Annotated in this window: 15 protein-coding genes and 2 pseudogenes; 8 read left to right on the top strand and 9 right to left on the bottom strand. The window is 64.9% G+C overall.

All coding sequences use genetic code 11. The features are described 5' to 3' along the window. Positions 1 to 8 precede the first annotated feature (8 nt). Positions 9 to 158: pseudogene (locus tag ACGFJ2_RS58480) on the top strand (IS701 family transposase); the annotation flags it as partial. A 644-nt stretch (positions 159 to 802) separates the two neighbouring features. Here the strand turns inward: ACGFJ2_RS58480 and ACGFJ2_RS58475 are convergent. Further along, positions 803 to 1,009, bottom strand: coding sequence for a hypothetical protein (locus ACGFJ2_RS58475; protein ID WP_393483971.1), 207 nt, complete (start codon positions 1,007 to 1,009; stop codon positions 803 to 805). A gap of 406 nt (positions 1,010 to 1,415) precedes the next feature. On the opposite strand from ACGFJ2_RS58475, the gene ACGFJ2_RS58470 reads away from it, so the two are divergent. The 3 genes from ACGFJ2_RS58470 to ACGFJ2_RS58460 all read left to right on the top strand — a co-directional run bounded on the left by ACGFJ2_RS58470 (position 1,416) and on the right by ACGFJ2_RS58460 (position 3,638). Beyond that, the gene (locus ACGFJ2_RS58470) at positions 1,416 to 1,994 is read left to right on the top strand and encodes an RNA polymerase sigma factor (protein ID WP_393483968.1); all 579 of its coding nucleotides are present in this window, start codon (positions 1,416 to 1,418) and stop codon (positions 1,992 to 1,994) included. Further along, complete coding sequence (locus ACGFJ2_RS58465; protein ID WP_393483965.1) at positions 1,987 to 3,087, top strand: CU044_5270 family protein; 1,101 nt, start codon at positions 1,987 to 1,989, stop codon at positions 3,085 to 3,087. The genes ACGFJ2_RS58470 and ACGFJ2_RS58465 overlap by 8 nt, the downstream gene beginning before the upstream one ends. A gap of 305 nt (positions 3,088 to 3,392) precedes the next feature. Then, the gene (locus ACGFJ2_RS58460; protein ID WP_357961525.1) at positions 3,393 to 3,638 is read left to right on the top strand and encodes a hypothetical protein; all 246 of its coding nucleotides are present in this window, start codon (positions 3,393 to 3,395) and stop codon (positions 3,636 to 3,638) included. Between the two features lie 2 nt (positions 3,639 to 3,640). Here ACGFJ2_RS58460 and ACGFJ2_RS58455 read toward each other — a convergent pair whose 3' ends face one another. The 8 genes from ACGFJ2_RS58455 to ACGFJ2_RS58420 all read right to left on the bottom strand — a co-directional run bounded on the left by ACGFJ2_RS58455 (position 3,641) and on the right by ACGFJ2_RS58420 (position 12,545). Further along, entirely contained in the window at positions 3,641 to 4,687 is a 1,047-nt protein-coding gene (locus ACGFJ2_RS58455) for a LacI family DNA-binding transcriptional regulator (RefSeq protein WP_357961528.1), read from the bottom strand. 254 nt (positions 4,688 to 4,941) lie between these two features. Next, positions 4,942 to 5,952, bottom strand: a complete 1,011-nt coding sequence (locus ACGFJ2_RS58450; RefSeq protein ID WP_393483962.1) for an acryloyl-CoA reductase — start codon at positions 5,950 to 5,952, stop codon at positions 4,942 to 4,944. A 76-nt stretch (positions 5,953 to 6,028) separates the two neighbouring features. Beyond that, positions 6,029 to 7,024 carry an ABC transporter permease gene (locus tag ACGFJ2_RS58445; protein ID WP_393483959.1) on the bottom strand — a complete coding sequence of 332 codons (996 nt, stop codon included), beginning with the start codon at positions 7,022 to 7,024 and terminating at the stop codon, positions 6,029 to 6,031. Continuing rightward, entirely contained in the window at positions 7,021 to 8,649 is a 1,629-nt protein-coding gene (locus ACGFJ2_RS58440) for a sugar ABC transporter ATP-binding protein (protein WP_393483956.1), read from the bottom strand. The genes ACGFJ2_RS58445 and ACGFJ2_RS58440 overlap by 4 nt, the downstream gene beginning before the upstream one ends. A 4-nt stretch (positions 8,650 to 8,653) precedes the next feature. After that, entirely contained in the window at positions 8,654 to 9,721 is a 1,068-nt protein-coding gene (locus ACGFJ2_RS58435; protein ID WP_393483953.1) for a sugar ABC transporter substrate-binding protein, read from the bottom strand. A 103-nt stretch (positions 9,722 to 9,824) separates the two neighbouring features. Next, positions 9,825 to 10,817, bottom strand: coding sequence for an ABC transporter permease (locus tag ACGFJ2_RS58430; protein WP_393483950.1), 993 nt, complete (start codon positions 10,815 to 10,817; stop codon positions 9,825 to 9,827). Further along, a complete protein-coding gene (locus tag ACGFJ2_RS58425) occupies positions 10,814 to 11,734 on the bottom strand; it encodes an alpha/beta hydrolase (RefSeq protein ID WP_357961545.1) in 921 nt (306 codons plus the stop codon). The genes ACGFJ2_RS58430 and ACGFJ2_RS58425 overlap by 4 nt, the downstream gene beginning before the upstream one ends. Positions 11,735 to 12,164: 430 nt before the next feature. Then, a complete protein-coding gene (locus ACGFJ2_RS58420; RefSeq protein ID WP_393484013.1) occupies positions 12,165 to 12,545 on the bottom strand; it encodes a tyrosine-type recombinase/integrase in 381 nt (126 codons plus the stop codon). A gap of 234 nt (positions 12,546 to 12,779) precedes the next feature. Between ACGFJ2_RS58420 and ACGFJ2_RS58415 the strand changes: the two are divergent. The 4 genes and pseudogenes from ACGFJ2_RS58415 to ACGFJ2_RS58400 form a co-directional block, all read left to right on the top strand. Continuing rightward, positions 12,780 to 13,025, top strand: a pseudogene (locus ACGFJ2_RS58415) (integrase core domain-containing protein); the annotation flags it as partial. 259 nt (positions 13,026 to 13,284) lie between these two features. Then, positions 13,285 to 13,635 (top strand): DoxX family protein, encoded by a 351-nt coding sequence (locus tag ACGFJ2_RS58410; RefSeq protein ID WP_357961548.1) that lies wholly within the window; start codon positions 13,285 to 13,287, stop codon positions 13,633 to 13,635. 1,046 nt (positions 13,636 to 14,681) lie between these two features. Next, positions 14,682 to 15,347 (top strand): HAMP domain-containing sensor histidine kinase, encoded by a 666-nt coding sequence (locus tag ACGFJ2_RS58405; protein ID WP_357961551.1) that lies wholly within the window; start codon positions 14,682 to 14,684, stop codon positions 15,345 to 15,347. Between the two features lie 271 nt (positions 15,348 to 15,618). Beyond that, on the top strand, positions 15,619 to 15,728 hold a 110-nt coding region (locus ACGFJ2_RS58400; protein ID WP_393483896.1), incomplete at its 3' end, for a DUF5999 family protein.

Genomic DNA, 15,728 nt, shown 5'->3' with positions numbered 1-15,728 from the left:
TGGATGAAGTGTTCGCGCGGGTCGCCAGTCGTTTCGGTCGGGTAGAGCCGCCTCGGCAGGCACGGGCGTATCTGGTCGGGCTGCTGGCGCCGGTGGAGCGTAAGAACGGCTGGCAATTGGCCGAGGCCGCAGGCGATGCCCAGCCTCATCGGATGCAGGCCGATCACCGGGCGCACCTCGGAGTGCCACATCTCGATTGTCAGTCCGTCCTGACGCTGGCTGCGGTCCTCCCCCGGAATCACCGCGCGTGAACCCATGCCCGGATTCGCGTCGATCATGTGGTGGCCGGGGCCCAAAACCGCTGATTGTCGGCATATCGGCCGGACTGCCGAGTTGCCGGGTGATCGCAGGAGGCGGGAGCGCGGACGCCCCGACGTCTGCTCCGTGGTCGGGCGCCCGCCCTTGTCACGGGTTCGGCTCCCCCCCTGAATCCGAACCCGCCCCGCCGCTTTCATATCTGCATTCGTCCGATTACTAACAGCGAGAAACCGCTGATGGCGCACCATGACCGTGGTCGCGCGGCGGAGGGACGCGGGCGTTCGGCGGTTCCGTCGGTGGCCCAACGCCCGCGCATTCACGGGCTCGGAATCCCCTCTGAAACCGAACCCGCCCCAACACCTGCATACCAAGAGTCGCCTGATCCACTACAGGCGAATCGCCGACGCCGGCGCAGCGGACGTCGACTGTCGGCCTGCGGGCGGTCTCCAACCGCCCGACCAGCGACAAGCGACAAGCGACAAGCGACAGGGGGACGACGGCGGCGCCGGTCAGAAGAATGCGCAGGTTAAAAGGGGTTCAGCTCCTACAGTGTTTGAATGGGCCATTGAATGTGCTGGATCCGGCCTTGCCGCCCCACATGAGGCACGTGCCGGCGACCGAAGCGCGCATCGGCCCCGGCGTAGCTCCCGAAGTTGCCGGTGTCGGCGGCTGGGGCCTTGCCCACGACCTCCAGGTAGGCGGTGGTGGTGGCGGTGGCCTTGCCGAGCGAGTCGTTCTTGATCCTGGCCATGCAGTTGTCGCTGTTGTCCCTGGGATCTTTCGAAGCGCTCGCTGCGGATCAAGATTGCGAGACCGGCATACAAAGAACGCACAAATCGAGATAAAAGCCAGCCGCGTTGCACCCATCGCTCAAGGGGAGCCCAGCTTGCGGCGCCGACCCGCTGCGTGACATCTAGGTCTGCCCCTACGACGCCTGGCACCAGCACGTCACTTTGGCCATGCTGGCCCACGCCTATCTCGTGGTCACCGCGCTCGCTCCCCAAAGCCCAAGCGGCCTGGTCAGCATGCCCGTGTGCCCTTACTTGTGCCGCCTGAACCGGTGGACTTCCCGAAACACCGTGAACCCGCCAAGCGCCTTCGGGCTATCACCTTTAGAGCCCGACATCCAGAGAGGCGGATACAAACGATGGGATGCCATGATCGCACCCAATGAGATATACAACGGCGAGATCGACGATGCGGCCATCGTCGCCCGCTCGCTGGACGATCCCCTGCAGTTCGCCGGAATCTTCCAGCGGCACGCCCCGCAGCTCCACCGGTACGCGGCCCGTCGCCTGGGCGAGAGCCTGGCCGACGACATCGTGGCCGACACGTTCCACATCGCCTTCCGTGACCGTCACCGCTACGACCTCAACCGCGGTGACGCCCGGCCCTGGCTCTGGCGGATCGCCGCCAACCTCATCCTGCGGCACCATCGCTCCGAGACACGTTTCTACCGCGCGCTCGCCCGGACCGGGGTCGATCCTGTGCTGGAGGGCCATGCCGACCAGGTAGCCGGCAAGGTCACCGCGGAAGCGGCGAGCCCGCTGCTGGCCAAGGCGCTGGCCCGGCTGTCGAAAGGTGATCGCGACGCCCTGCTGCTGATTGCGTGGGGCGAACTCAGCTACATGGAGGTCGCCGAAGTGCTGGGCATTCCCGTGGGCACGGTGCGCTCACGGCTCAACCGGGCCCGCAACCGGGTCCGTACTTCCCTGGGAGGACAGACGGATGACTGAACTGCGTGAGCTGAGCCAGATGCGTGCCCAGATTCGCGAGAGAAACGCGGACGAGCTCGCCCGGAGGATCGGCTGGCGGCCCGGTGCCGAGCCGGTCGCCAGGCGGCACTCCGCGGCCCGAGGGCGCAGCCTGCGGTCCTCGCTGCTCCGGCCCGTCCCCCTGGTCGCTGTCGCGTTGGCGGGGGCCGCCGCAGCGACCGTGATCGTGGTTCCGGGAGTTTCGGGGCTCTCCGACGAGTCGCCGCGGCCCGGTGGGAACTCGCCGGTCGAAGGCTCGCGGACGCCGGCGCATGCCAAGGTCACGCTGGACTCGCGCAGTGTGCTGCTCGCCGCGGCGACGCGGGCGGCGAAGGCTCCCGAGGGGACATACTGGCATGTCAAAGACGTTTGGGGCATCACATACCAGACGTCCGACGGCTATCTGGTCGAGCAGCGTGACGAGTTCGACCACTGGAGCTCAGCCGACGTCCTGCTCGTCGGCAGCAAGGATCTGGGCGCCAAGCCCCTGCGCGACGAAGACCAGGCGGCCTGGAAGCGCGCCGGCAAGCCTGCGACGTGGCAGGTCAAGTCCAACGACGTCACCCGGGAGCTCAGCACGAAGGAGGGCGCCCTGCAGTATGACAAGCCCAGTAAGCCGCGCTACAAAGTCGGCGACCGCGTGATGACGCCGAAGGAACTGGCGGACCTCCCCACGGACCCGGAGCAGCTCGACGCCCTCCTGGCCCGCGCCAAGCGGCCGAACGCCTCACACATAGGGGCCTTTCTGCTCGCCGAGGCACCCGTACCGCCTCAGGTACGGGCGGCGGCCTACCGGGTGCTGGCCGATACCCCCGGCATTCGGCTCACTGAGAACGTCACCGACCCGCTCGGCCGCACAGGAACGGGCATCGGCCAGCTCGGAGAGTCGGAAGAGCTGGGGGAGTTCGAGCAGCGCCTGGTGATCGACCAGAAGACCGGCATGCTGCTGGCGAACGAGACCATCGCCGTCAACCCGCCAGCGAACCGCCCCTGGGCGAAGGCCGGGACGGTTCTCCAGTACCAGGCCTATACCACCACAGAGTGGACCGATGACAAGCCAGACGCCCTCGACTGACCGGCGGGTCGGCGTCGAGCCAAGACTCGGTAGCCTCACCCCTGCTGATTCAACGGTTGTCGGCTGAGCTTGCTGAAGATCAAGAAAGGTGCACCTAGCCTGCCAGGATCTGAGTGGCTAACTCATGATCTCGACGGGTATGGGTGCACCTTCTGGTGTCGCGGCTATCGGATGGAACGGCCACTCGCCGTGTGCGTGGCGGCGGTCGTGCTTTGGTCACGATGGGGGCGGCTGAGCGCTGCAGGTCGCAAGCGCAGGCGGCATCTGCTTTACGCGGTCGTGATCCTTATCCCCTCGGCTGGGCTGTGCTCAACGGCCTGGGCCCTGTCCTGACGCAGTTCGAATGGTGCCGACATGGTAGGTCCGGCTGGGCGGCCTTGCGCAAGCGAGAGCAGGAGATCGCCTTTCAGCTCGCCAAGCAGGTCAGCGAGATGTATCTTGCCGACAAGGATGATCGTAAGCCCTGGCTTTTCCCGCAGACGCTCGCCATCACTAAGCTGAGGAAGGGCCACTGCCGCCCGTACGCGACGCCGATCCGATGGGAACCGTGACTTCAACGGTTACCTTGGGGAGGGGTGGCCACAGATCCTCGTAGAATGAGTGTCGGTTCGAGTTGAACCGCATCTGCTACTGGCAGGCTCTGCGCGAGTCCGGTTGCCGCATATGCGGCCGCCCGGCCCACCTCGAACATGGGTTGTCGGATGGTGGTCAACGGTGGCGTGGTCGCATATGCGATCTCGGTGTCGTCAAAGCCGATGACTGACAGGTCCCGCGGTACGGCGATGCCGCGCCTGTCTGCCTCTTGGAGGGCGCCCGCCGCAACGTAGTCGTTGGCGGTCATCAGGGCGGTAGGGAAGGTGATCTTCGAGTCGGCGCAGCGGTCGAGCAGCGTCGCCAGACCCTGTATCCCGTCTGCGACGGTGAAGTCGCCCCGTTGTACATAGGCGGACCGCACGTGGATACCCAGCTCGGCTGAGGCACGATAGAACGCTTGCAGACGCCGGTCAGCATCGAGATGGCCTTTGGGCCCTGCGAGGTATGCGATCGCGCGGTGTCCCTGCTCGACCAGATGGGCCAGTGCCGCCTCGATGCCGGTGTCGTTGTTGATCGAAACGCTGGCGTCGCTGGCAGCGACGTCGTCGTTGACCATCACGACGGGAACTCCGGTTCGCCGGAGCTCGTAGAGGTAGCTGCCGTCGTTGGCCCACTGCGGCACGATGACGAACGCAGCGTACGATCCGCGAGCCGACTCTTCCAACAGCTGCCTGCCGACCCGGTCAAGGGGCTGGTCGGTGACGTGCAGCGTCATCCGGTGTTCGTTCTCCTGAGCGCCGGCCAATACGCCACGGATAAGCGGATAGAAGAACGACGCTTCGGTATAAACGATCGTTCCTGGTCGGTTGATGATCCATAGCGCGATCGAAGTGGCCTGTCCCGTTCGTAGCGCGCGGGCATCGCCACGCGGCACGTAACGCAGCTTGGCCGCCGCTTCCTGGACGAGCTGGCGGGTCTCGGCCTTGACCGCATTGCCGTTCAACGCTTGCGAAGCCGTCGAGACCGACACGCCTGCAAGAGCCGCGACGTCACTCAAGGTGACCATCTGCCGTCCACTGCCGGACCGACGTCTGTCTGAGTGCCCTTGTGCCACGGTGCACTTGATCCCTTCACCTAGCCTGGGGCATACGGCTGCCTCTGGCTACCCAAATCGTATCGCATTGGGCCTAGATGGGATCTCAGATCTGCCGAATGGAGGCTTATCCTTGCCCAAACCAGTAGCAAAAACGTTTCGGATGCGGGATGTGAATGATGAGAGGCGCACGCCGAGACCTGCCTCCTCTTGAGGCCCCCTCGCTGTTAGTGGGCACCCACCAGGTCGACGAGGAATCTGCCGAGGGCTCCACCTTCCAGGAGCGTGCCGGCGGCCTGTCCGACGTGGGTGAGAGGAATCTCGTGAGCGATGCACTCATCCAGTCCGACGGGGCGCAGGTCGGTTGCCAGTCGTGACCAGATCTGGCGACGTAGGTCGAGACCCGCTTGGACGGAGTCGATGCCGATCAGGCTCACGCCGCGCAGGATGAAGGGCATGACGGTGCTGTGCAGCGAGGTTCCGGCGGTGAGGCCGCTGAGAGCCACCGCTCCGCCGTAGAGTAGGGACCGCAGAGCGTAGCCGGTTCCGGGACCGCCGATGGGGTCGACGCACGCCGCCCAGCGTGTTTTGCCCAGTGGCCGATCTGCTGCTTGCACCAAGATTTCGCGATCGATTATCTCGCTGGCTCCGAGAGCTGCGAGATATTTGGCTTGGTCTGCCTTACCGGTGACCGCTGAGACGTGATATCCGGCTGCGGCGAGCGCACCGATCGCTATGGATCCGACGCCTCCGGTGGCTCCCAGTACCAGGACAGGGCCGGAGTTCGGCGTCAGGCCGTGGCGCTCGAGCGCGTGTATCGACAGTCCGGCGGTTAGTCCGGCGGTGCCGAGGATCATCGCTTGCCGCGTCGAAAGACCATCTGGTAGCGGCAGGACCCAATCGGCGGGTACGCGTGCGTATCGCGCCCACCCGCCGTGTTGGGATACGCCTAGTCCGAAGCCGGTCACGAGTACTTCGTCGCCGATGCTGAACTTGTCGTCGTCGGAGGCGACCACAGTGCCGGCTAGGTCGATGCCCGGTACGAGCCTTCGAAGGTTGGTGATGTTGCTGTTGGCCACCGTCGCCAGGGCGTCCTTATAGTTGACTGCCGACCAGGTGACCCTGATCGTCACGGCGCCGTCGGGCAGTTCTCCGGGGGACATGCTGATCAGTGTCTGGCGGGTGCCGTCTGCGCCGTGCTCAACGAGCCAAGCTGGAAACGGTTCCTCGGGAATCACGAGGCTTCCCGGTCATATGAGGGTGGATTCTGCGACATGTTGTCCTTGTCAGGTAGGGGGTCTTCGGTGGTGATCGCTAGGTTCGTCGGGTCGAGGCGCGGCGTCGGGCGACGTCTGCCCCGATGGCGATCACGAGGATGATGCCGATCGCGAGAGATTGCCAGTTCGCTCCGAATCCGACCACGACGACGCCGACCGTGATGATGGTCAGGAAAAGGACGCCGAGCATCGCGCCGAGTGGTGATCCGCTACCGCCGAAAATGCTCGTGCCGCCGATGACGGCCGCCGCGATCGCCGATAGTTCGGCGCCGTTGCCGGTGGTGGGCTGGGCGACGCCCTGGCTGGCCATCTGCAGCAGACCCGCGAGCGCTGCGATTCCTGAGCATATGAGGAAGGCCGCTGCTTTGACGCGGCCGGTGCGGATTCCGGTGATCGCGGCTACCGCGGGGTCACCGCCGCTGGCCATCAGCCGGCGTCCATTGGTCGTGAATCGTACGCCGAGGTCGATCAGCACTCCTAGCCCGAGGAAGATGAAGAACATCCATGACAGGTTCAGCGGGGTGGCCAGGCCGAACTGAGTGAGTGCTGCGGGCAGTGGGTATACGGGGTTTCCGTGTGTGATGAACGTTGCCAGTCCTGAGGCGATGAATTGCATGCCGATGGTGGTGATGAATGACGGAAGTCTGAGCAGGACCACGCAGGCGGCGTTGATCGCGCCGACGAGGAGGCCGGTACCGACAGCGGCCAGGACGCCGATCGGGATGTTCCCTCCAGTGGCGATCATGGATTTCGCGCCGACGACCGATGCCAGGCCGGCGACCGCGCCGACGGACAGGTCGAACTCACCGGCCAGGAGCAGGATGGATTCGCCGAGCGCGATGATCCCGATGAAGGCCGCGCCGACGGCGAGGTTCGTCAGGCTGGCGTAGCGGAAGAAGGAATTCTCCAGTCCGCCGATGACCAGAATCGACACGAGGATCGCGAGGGCCAACTCGATCTCCGGGGTCCGGACGTGGTTCAGCCGTGTCCGGGTGTCGAGCAGAGCGGTGCGTAGTGACGCTGCGGCGATCATTGAGGTGTCTCCGGGGTGGTGCGTGCGTTGAGAGTGCCCGACATGGCCGCGAGGGTGAGATCTTCCGGGGTCGTCGTGCGGGCATCGAGTTCGCTCACCACGCTGCCCTTGGACAGCACGATGACGCGGTCGCAGAGTCCCAGCAGTTCCGGAACCTCGGAGGAGACCACGACGATGGCCACGCCGTCGGAGGCCGCCTGTCGTATCAGCCGGTAGATCTCGGCGCGCGCGCCGACGTCGACGCCTTTGCTCGGCTCGTCCAGCAGCAGCACAGATGGTCGGGCCGCGAGCGCGCGAGCGATCAGTACTTTTTGCTGATTGCCGCCGCTGAGGGAGGTGATGGGTGCGGTGCCCTGGTCAGTCTTGACTTTAAACTGGTCGATCAGGCGTGCTGCGGTGTCGTGGCGTGCAGCCGGACGAAGGAGTAGGCGGCTGCTCAGTGTGCGCAGGATGGCCAGCGTGAGGTTGTCCTCGACGCTACCGTTGAGGAACAGCCCGTCGCTCTTGCGGTCTTCGGGGACGAAGGCGATGCCGTGGGAGATCGACGCCTTCGGGTTCTGTGGGGTGAACGCGCGGCCGTGCACGTCGATGTGCCCGGACCGGGCGGGCAGCAGTCCGTAGATGGCCTCGAGCAGTTCAGATCGTCCAGAGCCCATTGGGCCACCGATACCGATGATCTCGCCTGCGGCGGCACTGAAGGACACGGAGTTCACCGCCAGCCGGTCTGGTCGGCGCGGATCGGGCACAGTGAGGTCACGCACGGCCAGCCCGGCTGCGGTTGGGACATGTGTCGGTCGGCTGGGGAACGGCTCGTCGAGCCGTCGTCCGGCGATCGCGGTGACTATTCGGCCTCGATCGAAGCTGCTTCGCGGTAGCTCGTCGACGAGTCGGCCATCGCGCAGCACCGCGATGTCGTCGGCGAGATCGAACACCTCATTGAGTCGGTGGCTGATCAGGATGGAACTGACCCCTTGGCCGGACAGGGACCGGACCACGTCGAACAGGCGCCCGGCTTCGGTGTCCGTGAGCGCTGTTGTCGGTTCGTCCAGGATCAGCACCCGCGGTCTCGCGTAGACAGTGCGGGCGATCATGACGAGTTGCTTTTCGCTGGTGGTCAGCGACGCGACCGGTAGGCGGGCATCGAGGGGAAGCTGGATGCCGTCGAGGAATACCTGTGCTCGGCGTTGCAACTGGGCGACGGTGAGAAGGCGACGGGCACCGTACTGGCCGAGGTGGATGTTCTCACCGACGCTGAGGGTGTCGATAACGCTGGTCTCTTGCGGGACAATGCCGATTCCGGCTCGCGTGGCGTCGCGTGGTGATCGCAGACGCACTTCCTGGCCGGCGATCACCACGCTGCCCTGGTAGCTGCCATACGGGTACTGGCCGTTCAGGATCTTCATCAGTGTTGATTTGCCTGCGCCGTTCTGCCCGACCAGGCCGAGGACACGTCCGCTGTCGAGGCTGAGTGAGACGTCGTGGAGCACGACGATCTCCCCGAACGATTTGCTGACGTGACGCGCTTCCAGCACGGGCGCGGTCGGCTGTGCCGGCTCCGGCTGGAAGCCGGCGGCGGGTGGGGCGCTCGGAATATGCGGCGGTATGAGCGGGTGCGAAGTCATCATTGGCCTAATGGATGTTGACCTTGGACAGCAACTCGTAGTACGGCGCCAGCCGTGTCCGCTCCACGATCGGAGCCGACAAGGGATTGTCGTAGGCGACCGGATCACGGCAGATGGCCTTCGCCAGCGCGAAAGCCGCCAGATAGTGCTCCTGGTACAGCGGCTGGGCGACGATACCGAATATCGAGCCGCTCTTGACCAGCTCGAGGTTCGCCTTCGCGTAATCCATCGAGATGACCACCAACTGGCGGCCGGTGTCCTTCTGCGTAGTCGCCCAGTTGACCGGTCCGTTGCCGCTGGTGTCGAATGCCGCGACCAGGTCCTGGTGGGCTTGGACGAGGGACGTCTCGGTCGCGATCGCCTTGCTCGAGTCGCCACCTTCGGCTACCGGGGCAAGCACCTGCTGCTGGGGATATTCGGCCTTCATCGTCTCGGTGAACGCCTTCGCCGCGGCGTTCTCATTCGGGATGAAACTGGTCTGCATGATGGCGATGCTGCCGGTCTTTCCGGCCTTCTTCAGGCGCGCGCCGATAGCCTCCGCGGCCGCCTTGCCGTAGGAGGTCGGATCCGGGTAGAACTGCCCCAGCAGACCCGGCGCCTCGCCTTTGGCGATCGGCGAATGCGTCTGGATTACCGGGATCCCCATCGCCTTGGCCCGGGCGATCATCGGGTAGAACGTCGGGCTGGACGCCAACACGACAATCCCGTCGACGCCCTGTGCCATGCTCTGGGTGGCCAACGTGACGGTCCCCGGCTCGTCGAATCCCTGAGACGCCACCCACTGCTCGGAGGCGAAGCCCGCTTTTTTGGCCCCGTCGATCGCCCCCTGCGCCATGATTTGCAGGACCGGATTCTCGCGAAGCACAGAAACGAAGATCATTTTCTTGCCTCGCATAGAACATGATGCTCCGGTGCTCGTGGGCAAGTTGAAGTAGTCGACGTTGGAGGCGGAAGGGCCAACGGTCGAGCCACCCGTGGTCGTCGCCGGCTCCGCGCCGCAGGCGCTCAGCGCGAGCACCGCGATGGCCGCGGCCGCCAGGACACGTCGCTGACGTTTCCCAGAGATACCGATCATGTCCTGTTCCTGACTTCCTTGTAGTGGATGCGGTTGCCGTGATCTGTGACTTCTACTTGTTCGGACGAGCCGAGGCCGGTCGGGGGACGGCATCCTGGTCACCTCAGGCACGTCTGGCTCGCCGTCGCAACGTGTCGACTGCCACCGCGACGATCAGCAGCGCGCCGCTGGCGACCGGCTGCAGAGTCGAGTCCAGGCCCACCAGCACGAGTCCGATCGTGACCACCTGGATGAACACGGCTCCGAGAAAAGCTCCGAGCATGGTGCCGGCACCGCCGAACAGGGAGATCCCTCCCACTACGGCTGCGGTGATCACGGTCAGTTCCAGGCCCTGCCCCTGGGTGGGGTCGGCGACGCCGACCCGGCCGGCCAGCAGGATCCCGGCCAGCCCAGCCAAGCCTCCCGAGGCGATGAATGCGCAGGTCACGTAGCGCCTCACGGGTACACCTGCACGTACTGCGGCCCGCTCGTTACCCCCGATCGCATAAGCGCTCTTGCCGAACACCGTCAGGTTCATGACTCCGTGAGCCACGGCGACGACGGCGAGCAGCAGATAGACGGCGAACGGCAGCCCAAGCAACCGCGATTGGCCCAGCCCGACAAGGCCCTCGGGAAGTCCGCTGATCTGAAGTCCCCCGCTGATAACCAGCGAAAGACCGCCTGTCGCGTACAGCGTCCCCAGCGTCACGATCAACGCGGGCAGCCGCGCCCATACCACCAGCAGTGCGTTCACCGCTCCCACGGCCATACCAACACCGAGCGCACCGAGCACGGCAAGCTGCCACGGCAGGTGGTAGTGGGTGACCAGCTGGCAGCCCACGATGGCCGACAGCGACACCACCGATCCGACGGAGAGGTCGATCTGCTTAAGGATGAGCAGGAGCGTCTCCCCCACCACCACCAGCCCAGCCACCGCCGCCGCACGCAACACGGCCTGGAGAATCGACGCCGACCAGAAAGACGAATTGAGTGCTGTGAACATGACCACGATTACTGTGAGCAGAGCACCGAGGCCCACCTCGACAGGCACCTGCGGGAGCCGGCGTACGCGCACGGTCCGAGCCTGCTCCTCGGCTGTGGCGTGCACGGTGCTCATGCCCGCAGCCACGTACTGGTTGCCCTCGCCTGCTCGGCGTAGGCACGGCGGGACACCTCTGCCTCGGGGACCTCAAGTTCGAAGGCATGGAACGTTCCCGGAACGTAGTGTAGTTCCGTCGGAACATCGGCGTCTATCAATCGACGCGCGAACTCGATTGCCTCATCCCGCATCGGGTCGTTGTCGGCGGCGAATATATAGGCTGGTGGCAGGTGCTTCAACGAGGCCGCGCGTGCCGGCGCGGCATACGGCGAGACGTCATCGGAATGGTCGCCGAGATACATCTGCCACATGGTGACCGAGTTCCGTGAGTCCCACCCTGGCGTATGCGTGAAGCGCGCCATCGACGCGGTCACCATGCGATCGTCGGTGACGGGGTAGATCAACAATTGGAACTTCAATGTCGGCCCGCCGCGATCGCGGGCGGCCAGGGCGACCGCAGCCGACAGCGCGGCACCGGCACTGCTTCCACCGATCCCGATCCGTGACGGGTCGATATCCAAGCTCTGGGCATGCGCCGCCACCCAGCACAGCGCCGCGTACACGTCGTCAAAGCCGGCGGGGAACGGATGCTCTGGGGCGAGGCGGTAGTCGACGGAGACGACGACCACTTGTGCCTCTTCAGCGAGAATCAGGCACCGGTAGTGCTCCGATTCGAGGTCGCCCATCACAAACGCGCCGCCATGCACGAACAGCAGCCCCGGCAGGGGCCTGACCGCCTCGTGCGGCGTGTACACACGCAGCACCAGGTCGGATCCCGGGCCCGCGATCAGGATCTCCGTGGTCTTCACTCGACGACCGAAATCCCTGCCGGCGACCGAATCGCTGAAGTCAGCCGACACTCGCCGGGCGTCGTCGAGATCGGCAAGGTCGCGCCGAACCCATGACCGGGCGGCCACCGCGAGTTCAGGGTCCATGGTTATCCTCCGTCATGTTCATGGTCGGGCGCCCAGAAGGCGCCTTCCCGCCACCGCGCGTCACTGCGCCTGCGCAGCCGCCTTCAGTCACCGCGTGATACCGCGGCGTCATGCGTGCGCTACTTGGTGAACCGTAATCACCTCAGTCGGCGCGACCGAATAGTCTAAAACGTTTTGTAATATTTCTGTTACATGAACGTCATTGGCTGCACAGGTCCCTGTGCCGGACGAGCGAGCTCAACGCATAGGCTCAGGCAGTGCTCGTATGTCGGCACTTGGCCACCAAGGCGACGCTTGACCGACCAAGACGAGGCATTGCTCCGACAGGGAGAGAAACGATTCAGCTAGAAACCCCCCGGAGGATCCTGTCCGGTGCGGTGCGGCGGGCGATCTGCCACCGTCCGTCGATGCCATCGGAGCGTCGGCGGGTTTAACGTCTTGACCGGCGACCAGTGCCAGCAGACCGACCGCAGCAGCGGCGCGCTCGTCCAGGTTCTGGTCCCTCAACTGGTCTCGCAGGGTGAGCGCGTCGGTGACCAGCCCACCGAACCAGGCCGGTCTTGCCCTCGGGTGTGACGAGGATCTCGGTGACCACGGCGAGGTCGCTTTTACCGCGGACCAGGGTGGTGGCGAGGGTGTGGCGCAAGGCATGCGCGGTGGTGAGATCGTCGAGGCCGGCAGTTTGGGCGATCGTAGAGATGATGCCGCCGACGGCCCGGGCGGTCAGCCGTCCCCCTTTAGCGTTGAAGAACAGCGCCCGGTTGTCGATGGCATGGGGCCAGTTGGGGCGTTCGTCGAGCCAGAGCTGCATCTCGTGGCGGAGGTTGGGGTGGATGTCGACCTCGCGAAACTTACCGGCCTGTGCGCCACCTGTCCCCTCCACGACCGCTGTACCACCGCTAAAGGCCCTCCACTCGGGTCGGTGCGACCAAGTGAAAAGTAACTGTGCGTAGTTTTTGGGTGAACGGTGACGGTCGGGGATCGGCTGTCTCGGCCCTCCGCTTCCGAACGCGTCCCCAGACATCCGCCAAGTGTCGGAGGGCGGGTGCGCCAGTCCATGGGCGCCGTCGGCACCAGCGCCGACAACAGCGCCGCGGAGGCGTTCAATGCCACCCTCAAACGCGAGACCCTGCAGGGCACCAAGGGCTGGCCCTCGCCGCGCGAGGCCCGCCTGGCGGTCTTCAAGTGAATCACCCGCTACAACACCCGAAGGCGCCACTCCACCCTCGACTACCTCAGCCCGATCGACTACGAGCAGCAGACCATCGATAGAGTGCTGCTCGCCGCATGACAGCCGGTGTCCACACTTCGGGGTGAACGCCCCCTCCTTCTTGAAACAGAGGGCTCCCCGATGACCGAGATGCGAGGGACGGGATGGTGCCGCTTGAGGCTTTGCAACATTGGGGTGACTCCCCCACCGTTTCCCCTTTTCTTCCCATCCCATCAGGGACGCAACGGGCACGACTGACATACTCACCCTGATCTGGATGCCGCAATAGCACAGGCCATGCGGCAGCAGGTTGCTGTATGGATCTTTGGAGTAGCCACCGATGAGCACCACCGTTGTCCTCTTGTCGATCCTTCTCGGCCTCCTGTTCATGGGGACCGGCGGGATTAAAGTTCTGAGTCTGCCGCAATCGCTGGCAATTCGCGATCATCTAGGATTCCAGCCGAGGTTGTGGCGATTGATCGGCGTGTGCGAGGCAGCGGGGGGAGTGGGGCTGCTCGCCGGGCTCATGGTGCCGTTGCTCGGCGCGGCCGCGTCGATCGGGCTGGTCATGCTGATGGTGGGTGCAATCGTCAGCCGGATCCGGGTGTCTGACTCGGCGCCGATGATAGCCATCGACGTCCTGGTGCTGGCGTTGGCGGTGGTTCTCGTGGTCGTACGCGCGTCGGCGTGACAGGCAGGAACAGCTCAGGTTCCGCGCCTGTTCCTCATTAGCGCCCGCCATGAACCGTTCCTAAGGACTGAGCATGAGTTGCGCATGCTCAGCCGAACGCTCCGAACGGTGGTGAGCGTTCTGGTCGCCCGCGTTCGCCGCCTGGTCAACCTCGCCCTCACCCACCTCAACAACACCTGGACCCTCACCGCCACCACCCCAATAGCCCGCGAACAGGCGACCGCATACCGACCGCCCTGCCAAGACCTTCAGGGAACTCCTAAGTCCATGCACACGCGAGGCACGGTCTCACGCGTCACTTCGGAGGCGTGGTCACTCGACGGTCCGCGCCGTCGTAGGCGAGGGCTCGGGGATCCTCGGGAAGGACACCACGGGCGTCCCGGATACCCAGGAGGCTGGATCTCCGAGGGTCTCTAGCTGAATCGTTTATCTCCATGTCGGAGCGACGAATCTGTCTCCTGAGTCAAGCGTTACCTTGCCTGCACCAGTGCCGACAATCGTGATCTGCCTGCGGCTATGTGTTTCGCTTGCTCATGCGGCACAGGGGATCTGCACCACCAGCGGTACTTAGGTAACGAATGTATTACAAAACGTTTTAGGACATTCATTCGCACCGACCGATGTGCTTACGCTCACAGGTAGCGCACCCATGACGCTGCGGTATGACGCGGTGACTGAAGGCGGGTGCGCAGGCGCAGTGACGCGCGGTGGCGGGAAGGCGCCTTCTGGGCGCCCGACCATGAACATGACGGAGGGTGACCATGGACCCTGAACTCGCGGTGGTCGCCCGGTCATGGGTTCGGCGCGACCTTGCCGATCTCGACGACGCCCGGCGAGTGTCGGCTGACTTCAGCGATTCGGTCGCCGGCAGGCCAGGTCAGGTGTCCGGGCAACGGGGGGAACTCGCCCCGGGAGACAGGTATTTCCACTGGTCTCGGAGACGAATCCGCCGTAGCTGCTGAAAGCCGTGCTCTGAGGAGGATCCTATGGCTACAGCTTGCGATAACTGCGAGACAGTCAACCTCGTGAGTTACATGGTGGAGTGCGTGCAGGCCCAGCAGCGGCAATTCGTCACCGATGCCTCGCACGAACTGCGCACCCCTCTGGCAGGGCTTCGGCTGCGCCTGGAAGAGGCGCGGATGTATCCCGGCCAGATTGATCTGTGCGAGCTCATCCACCACACCCTGCGGGAGGTGGACCGAATCCAGGACATCGTCAGCGACCTGCTCACACTCGCCAGGCTGGACGCCGGCGTCGGCGACGCGCCTGTGTTCATCGACATGGCCGGCTTCATCGTGGACGAGGTCGGCAAGCGAACCGATGGCCTGCCCATTCACCTGAACCTGGAGCAGGGCCTGATCGTGGGTGGCACGATAGGCGGCCTTGCCCGCCTGCTCGGCAATCTGCTGGACAACGCGCAGCGACACGGAAGAACGGCAGTATGGGTGACGGTCAGCGGTGAGAAGGGCGAGGTCGTCGTCACCGTTGACGACGACGGGCCGGGCATACCCGCTGAGGAGCGTGACAGGGTCTTCGACCACTTCTCTCGCACCGATAGCGCTCGCGGCCGCGAGCTCGGCGGAGCCGGGCTCGGACTGGCGATCGCCCAGGGCATCGCACGCGCTCACCACGGCACCCTGACCGCCCGCGCATCTGATAGGGGAGGCGCTCAACTCATGCTGCGGCTTCCATGCCTCAACTCAGCAGGATGACACAGACAAATCGGCGTGGAGATGATCCGCATGCTCAAAGTCGCCAAAGACACGGCGATCAAGGCCCGCACCCAGGCCATCAACCAGCTCAGGGCCGTCCTGGTGCGAGCCGACCCCGCACGGCTTCCTCAACACCATCGTCGCCATCTCACCCGGCCACCACTTCCAACCTCACCGCTCAGGAGGCACCGCCAGATGACGATCATCCTGACCGCAGCGTGCTCTAGCGGCAGGATCAGATATTCCAGCAAGGATCCAAGGAAACAAGACCATGTGCCAGCATCAACCACCCTGTCCATCCGCAGACGCCATCGATCATGACGCGGCGCGTCTGGTGGCCTACCACCCAGAGCAGGGTTGGGGTCTGCTCTGCAACGGTGT

It is taken from the genome of Nonomuraea sp. NPDC049028, from assembly GCF_043197735.1.
Lineage (GTDB): Bacteria > Actinomycetota > Actinomycetes > Streptosporangiales > Streptosporangiaceae > Nonomuraea.
This window is presented reverse-complemented; position numbering and strand designations above follow the sequence as displayed.

Bases quoted from the DNA above. Each gene is read 5' to 3' on its own strand.
- ACGFJ2_RS58410 (WP_357961548.1), top strand. From the start codon at position 13,285: ATGAGCACCACCGTTGTCCTCTTGTCGATCCTTCTCGGCCTCCTGTTC.
- ACGFJ2_RS58470 (WP_393483968.1), top strand. From the start codon at position 1,416: ATGATCGCACCCAATGAGATATACAACGGCGAGATCGACGATGCGGCC.
- ACGFJ2_RS58435 (WP_393483953.1), bottom strand. From the start codon at position 9,721: ATGATCGGTATCTCTGGGAAACGTCAGCGACGTGTCCTGGCGGCCGCG.
- ACGFJ2_RS58420 (WP_393484013.1), bottom strand. From the start codon at position 12,545: ATGCAGCTCTGGCTCGACGAACGCCCCAACTGGCCCCATGCCATCGAC.
- ACGFJ2_RS58425 (WP_357961545.1), bottom strand. From the start codon at position 11,734: ATGGACCCTGAACTCGCGGTGGCCGCCCGGTCATGGGTTCGGCGCGAC.
- ACGFJ2_RS58445 (WP_393483959.1), bottom strand. From the start codon at position 7,024: ATGATCGCCGCAGCGTCACTACGCACCGCTCTGCTCGACACCCGGACA.
- ACGFJ2_RS58465 (WP_393483965.1), top strand. From the start codon at position 1,987: ATGACTGAACTGCGTGAGCTGAGCCAGATGCGTGCCCAGATTCGCGAG.
- ACGFJ2_RS58455 (WP_357961528.1), bottom strand. From the start codon at position 4,687: ATGGTCACCTTGAGTGACGTCGCGGCTCTTGCAGGCGTGTCGGTCTCG.
- ACGFJ2_RS58430 (WP_393483950.1), bottom strand. From the start codon at position 10,817: ATGAGCACCGTGCACGCCACAGCCGAGGAGCAGGCTCGGACCGTGCGC.
- ACGFJ2_RS58475 (WP_393483971.1), bottom strand. From the start codon at position 1,009: ATGGCCAGGATCAAGAACGACTCGCTCGGCAAGGCCACCGCCACCACC.
- ACGFJ2_RS58440 (WP_393483956.1), bottom strand. From the start codon at position 8,649: ATGATGACTTCGCACCCGCTCATACCGCCGCATATTCCGAGCGCCCCA.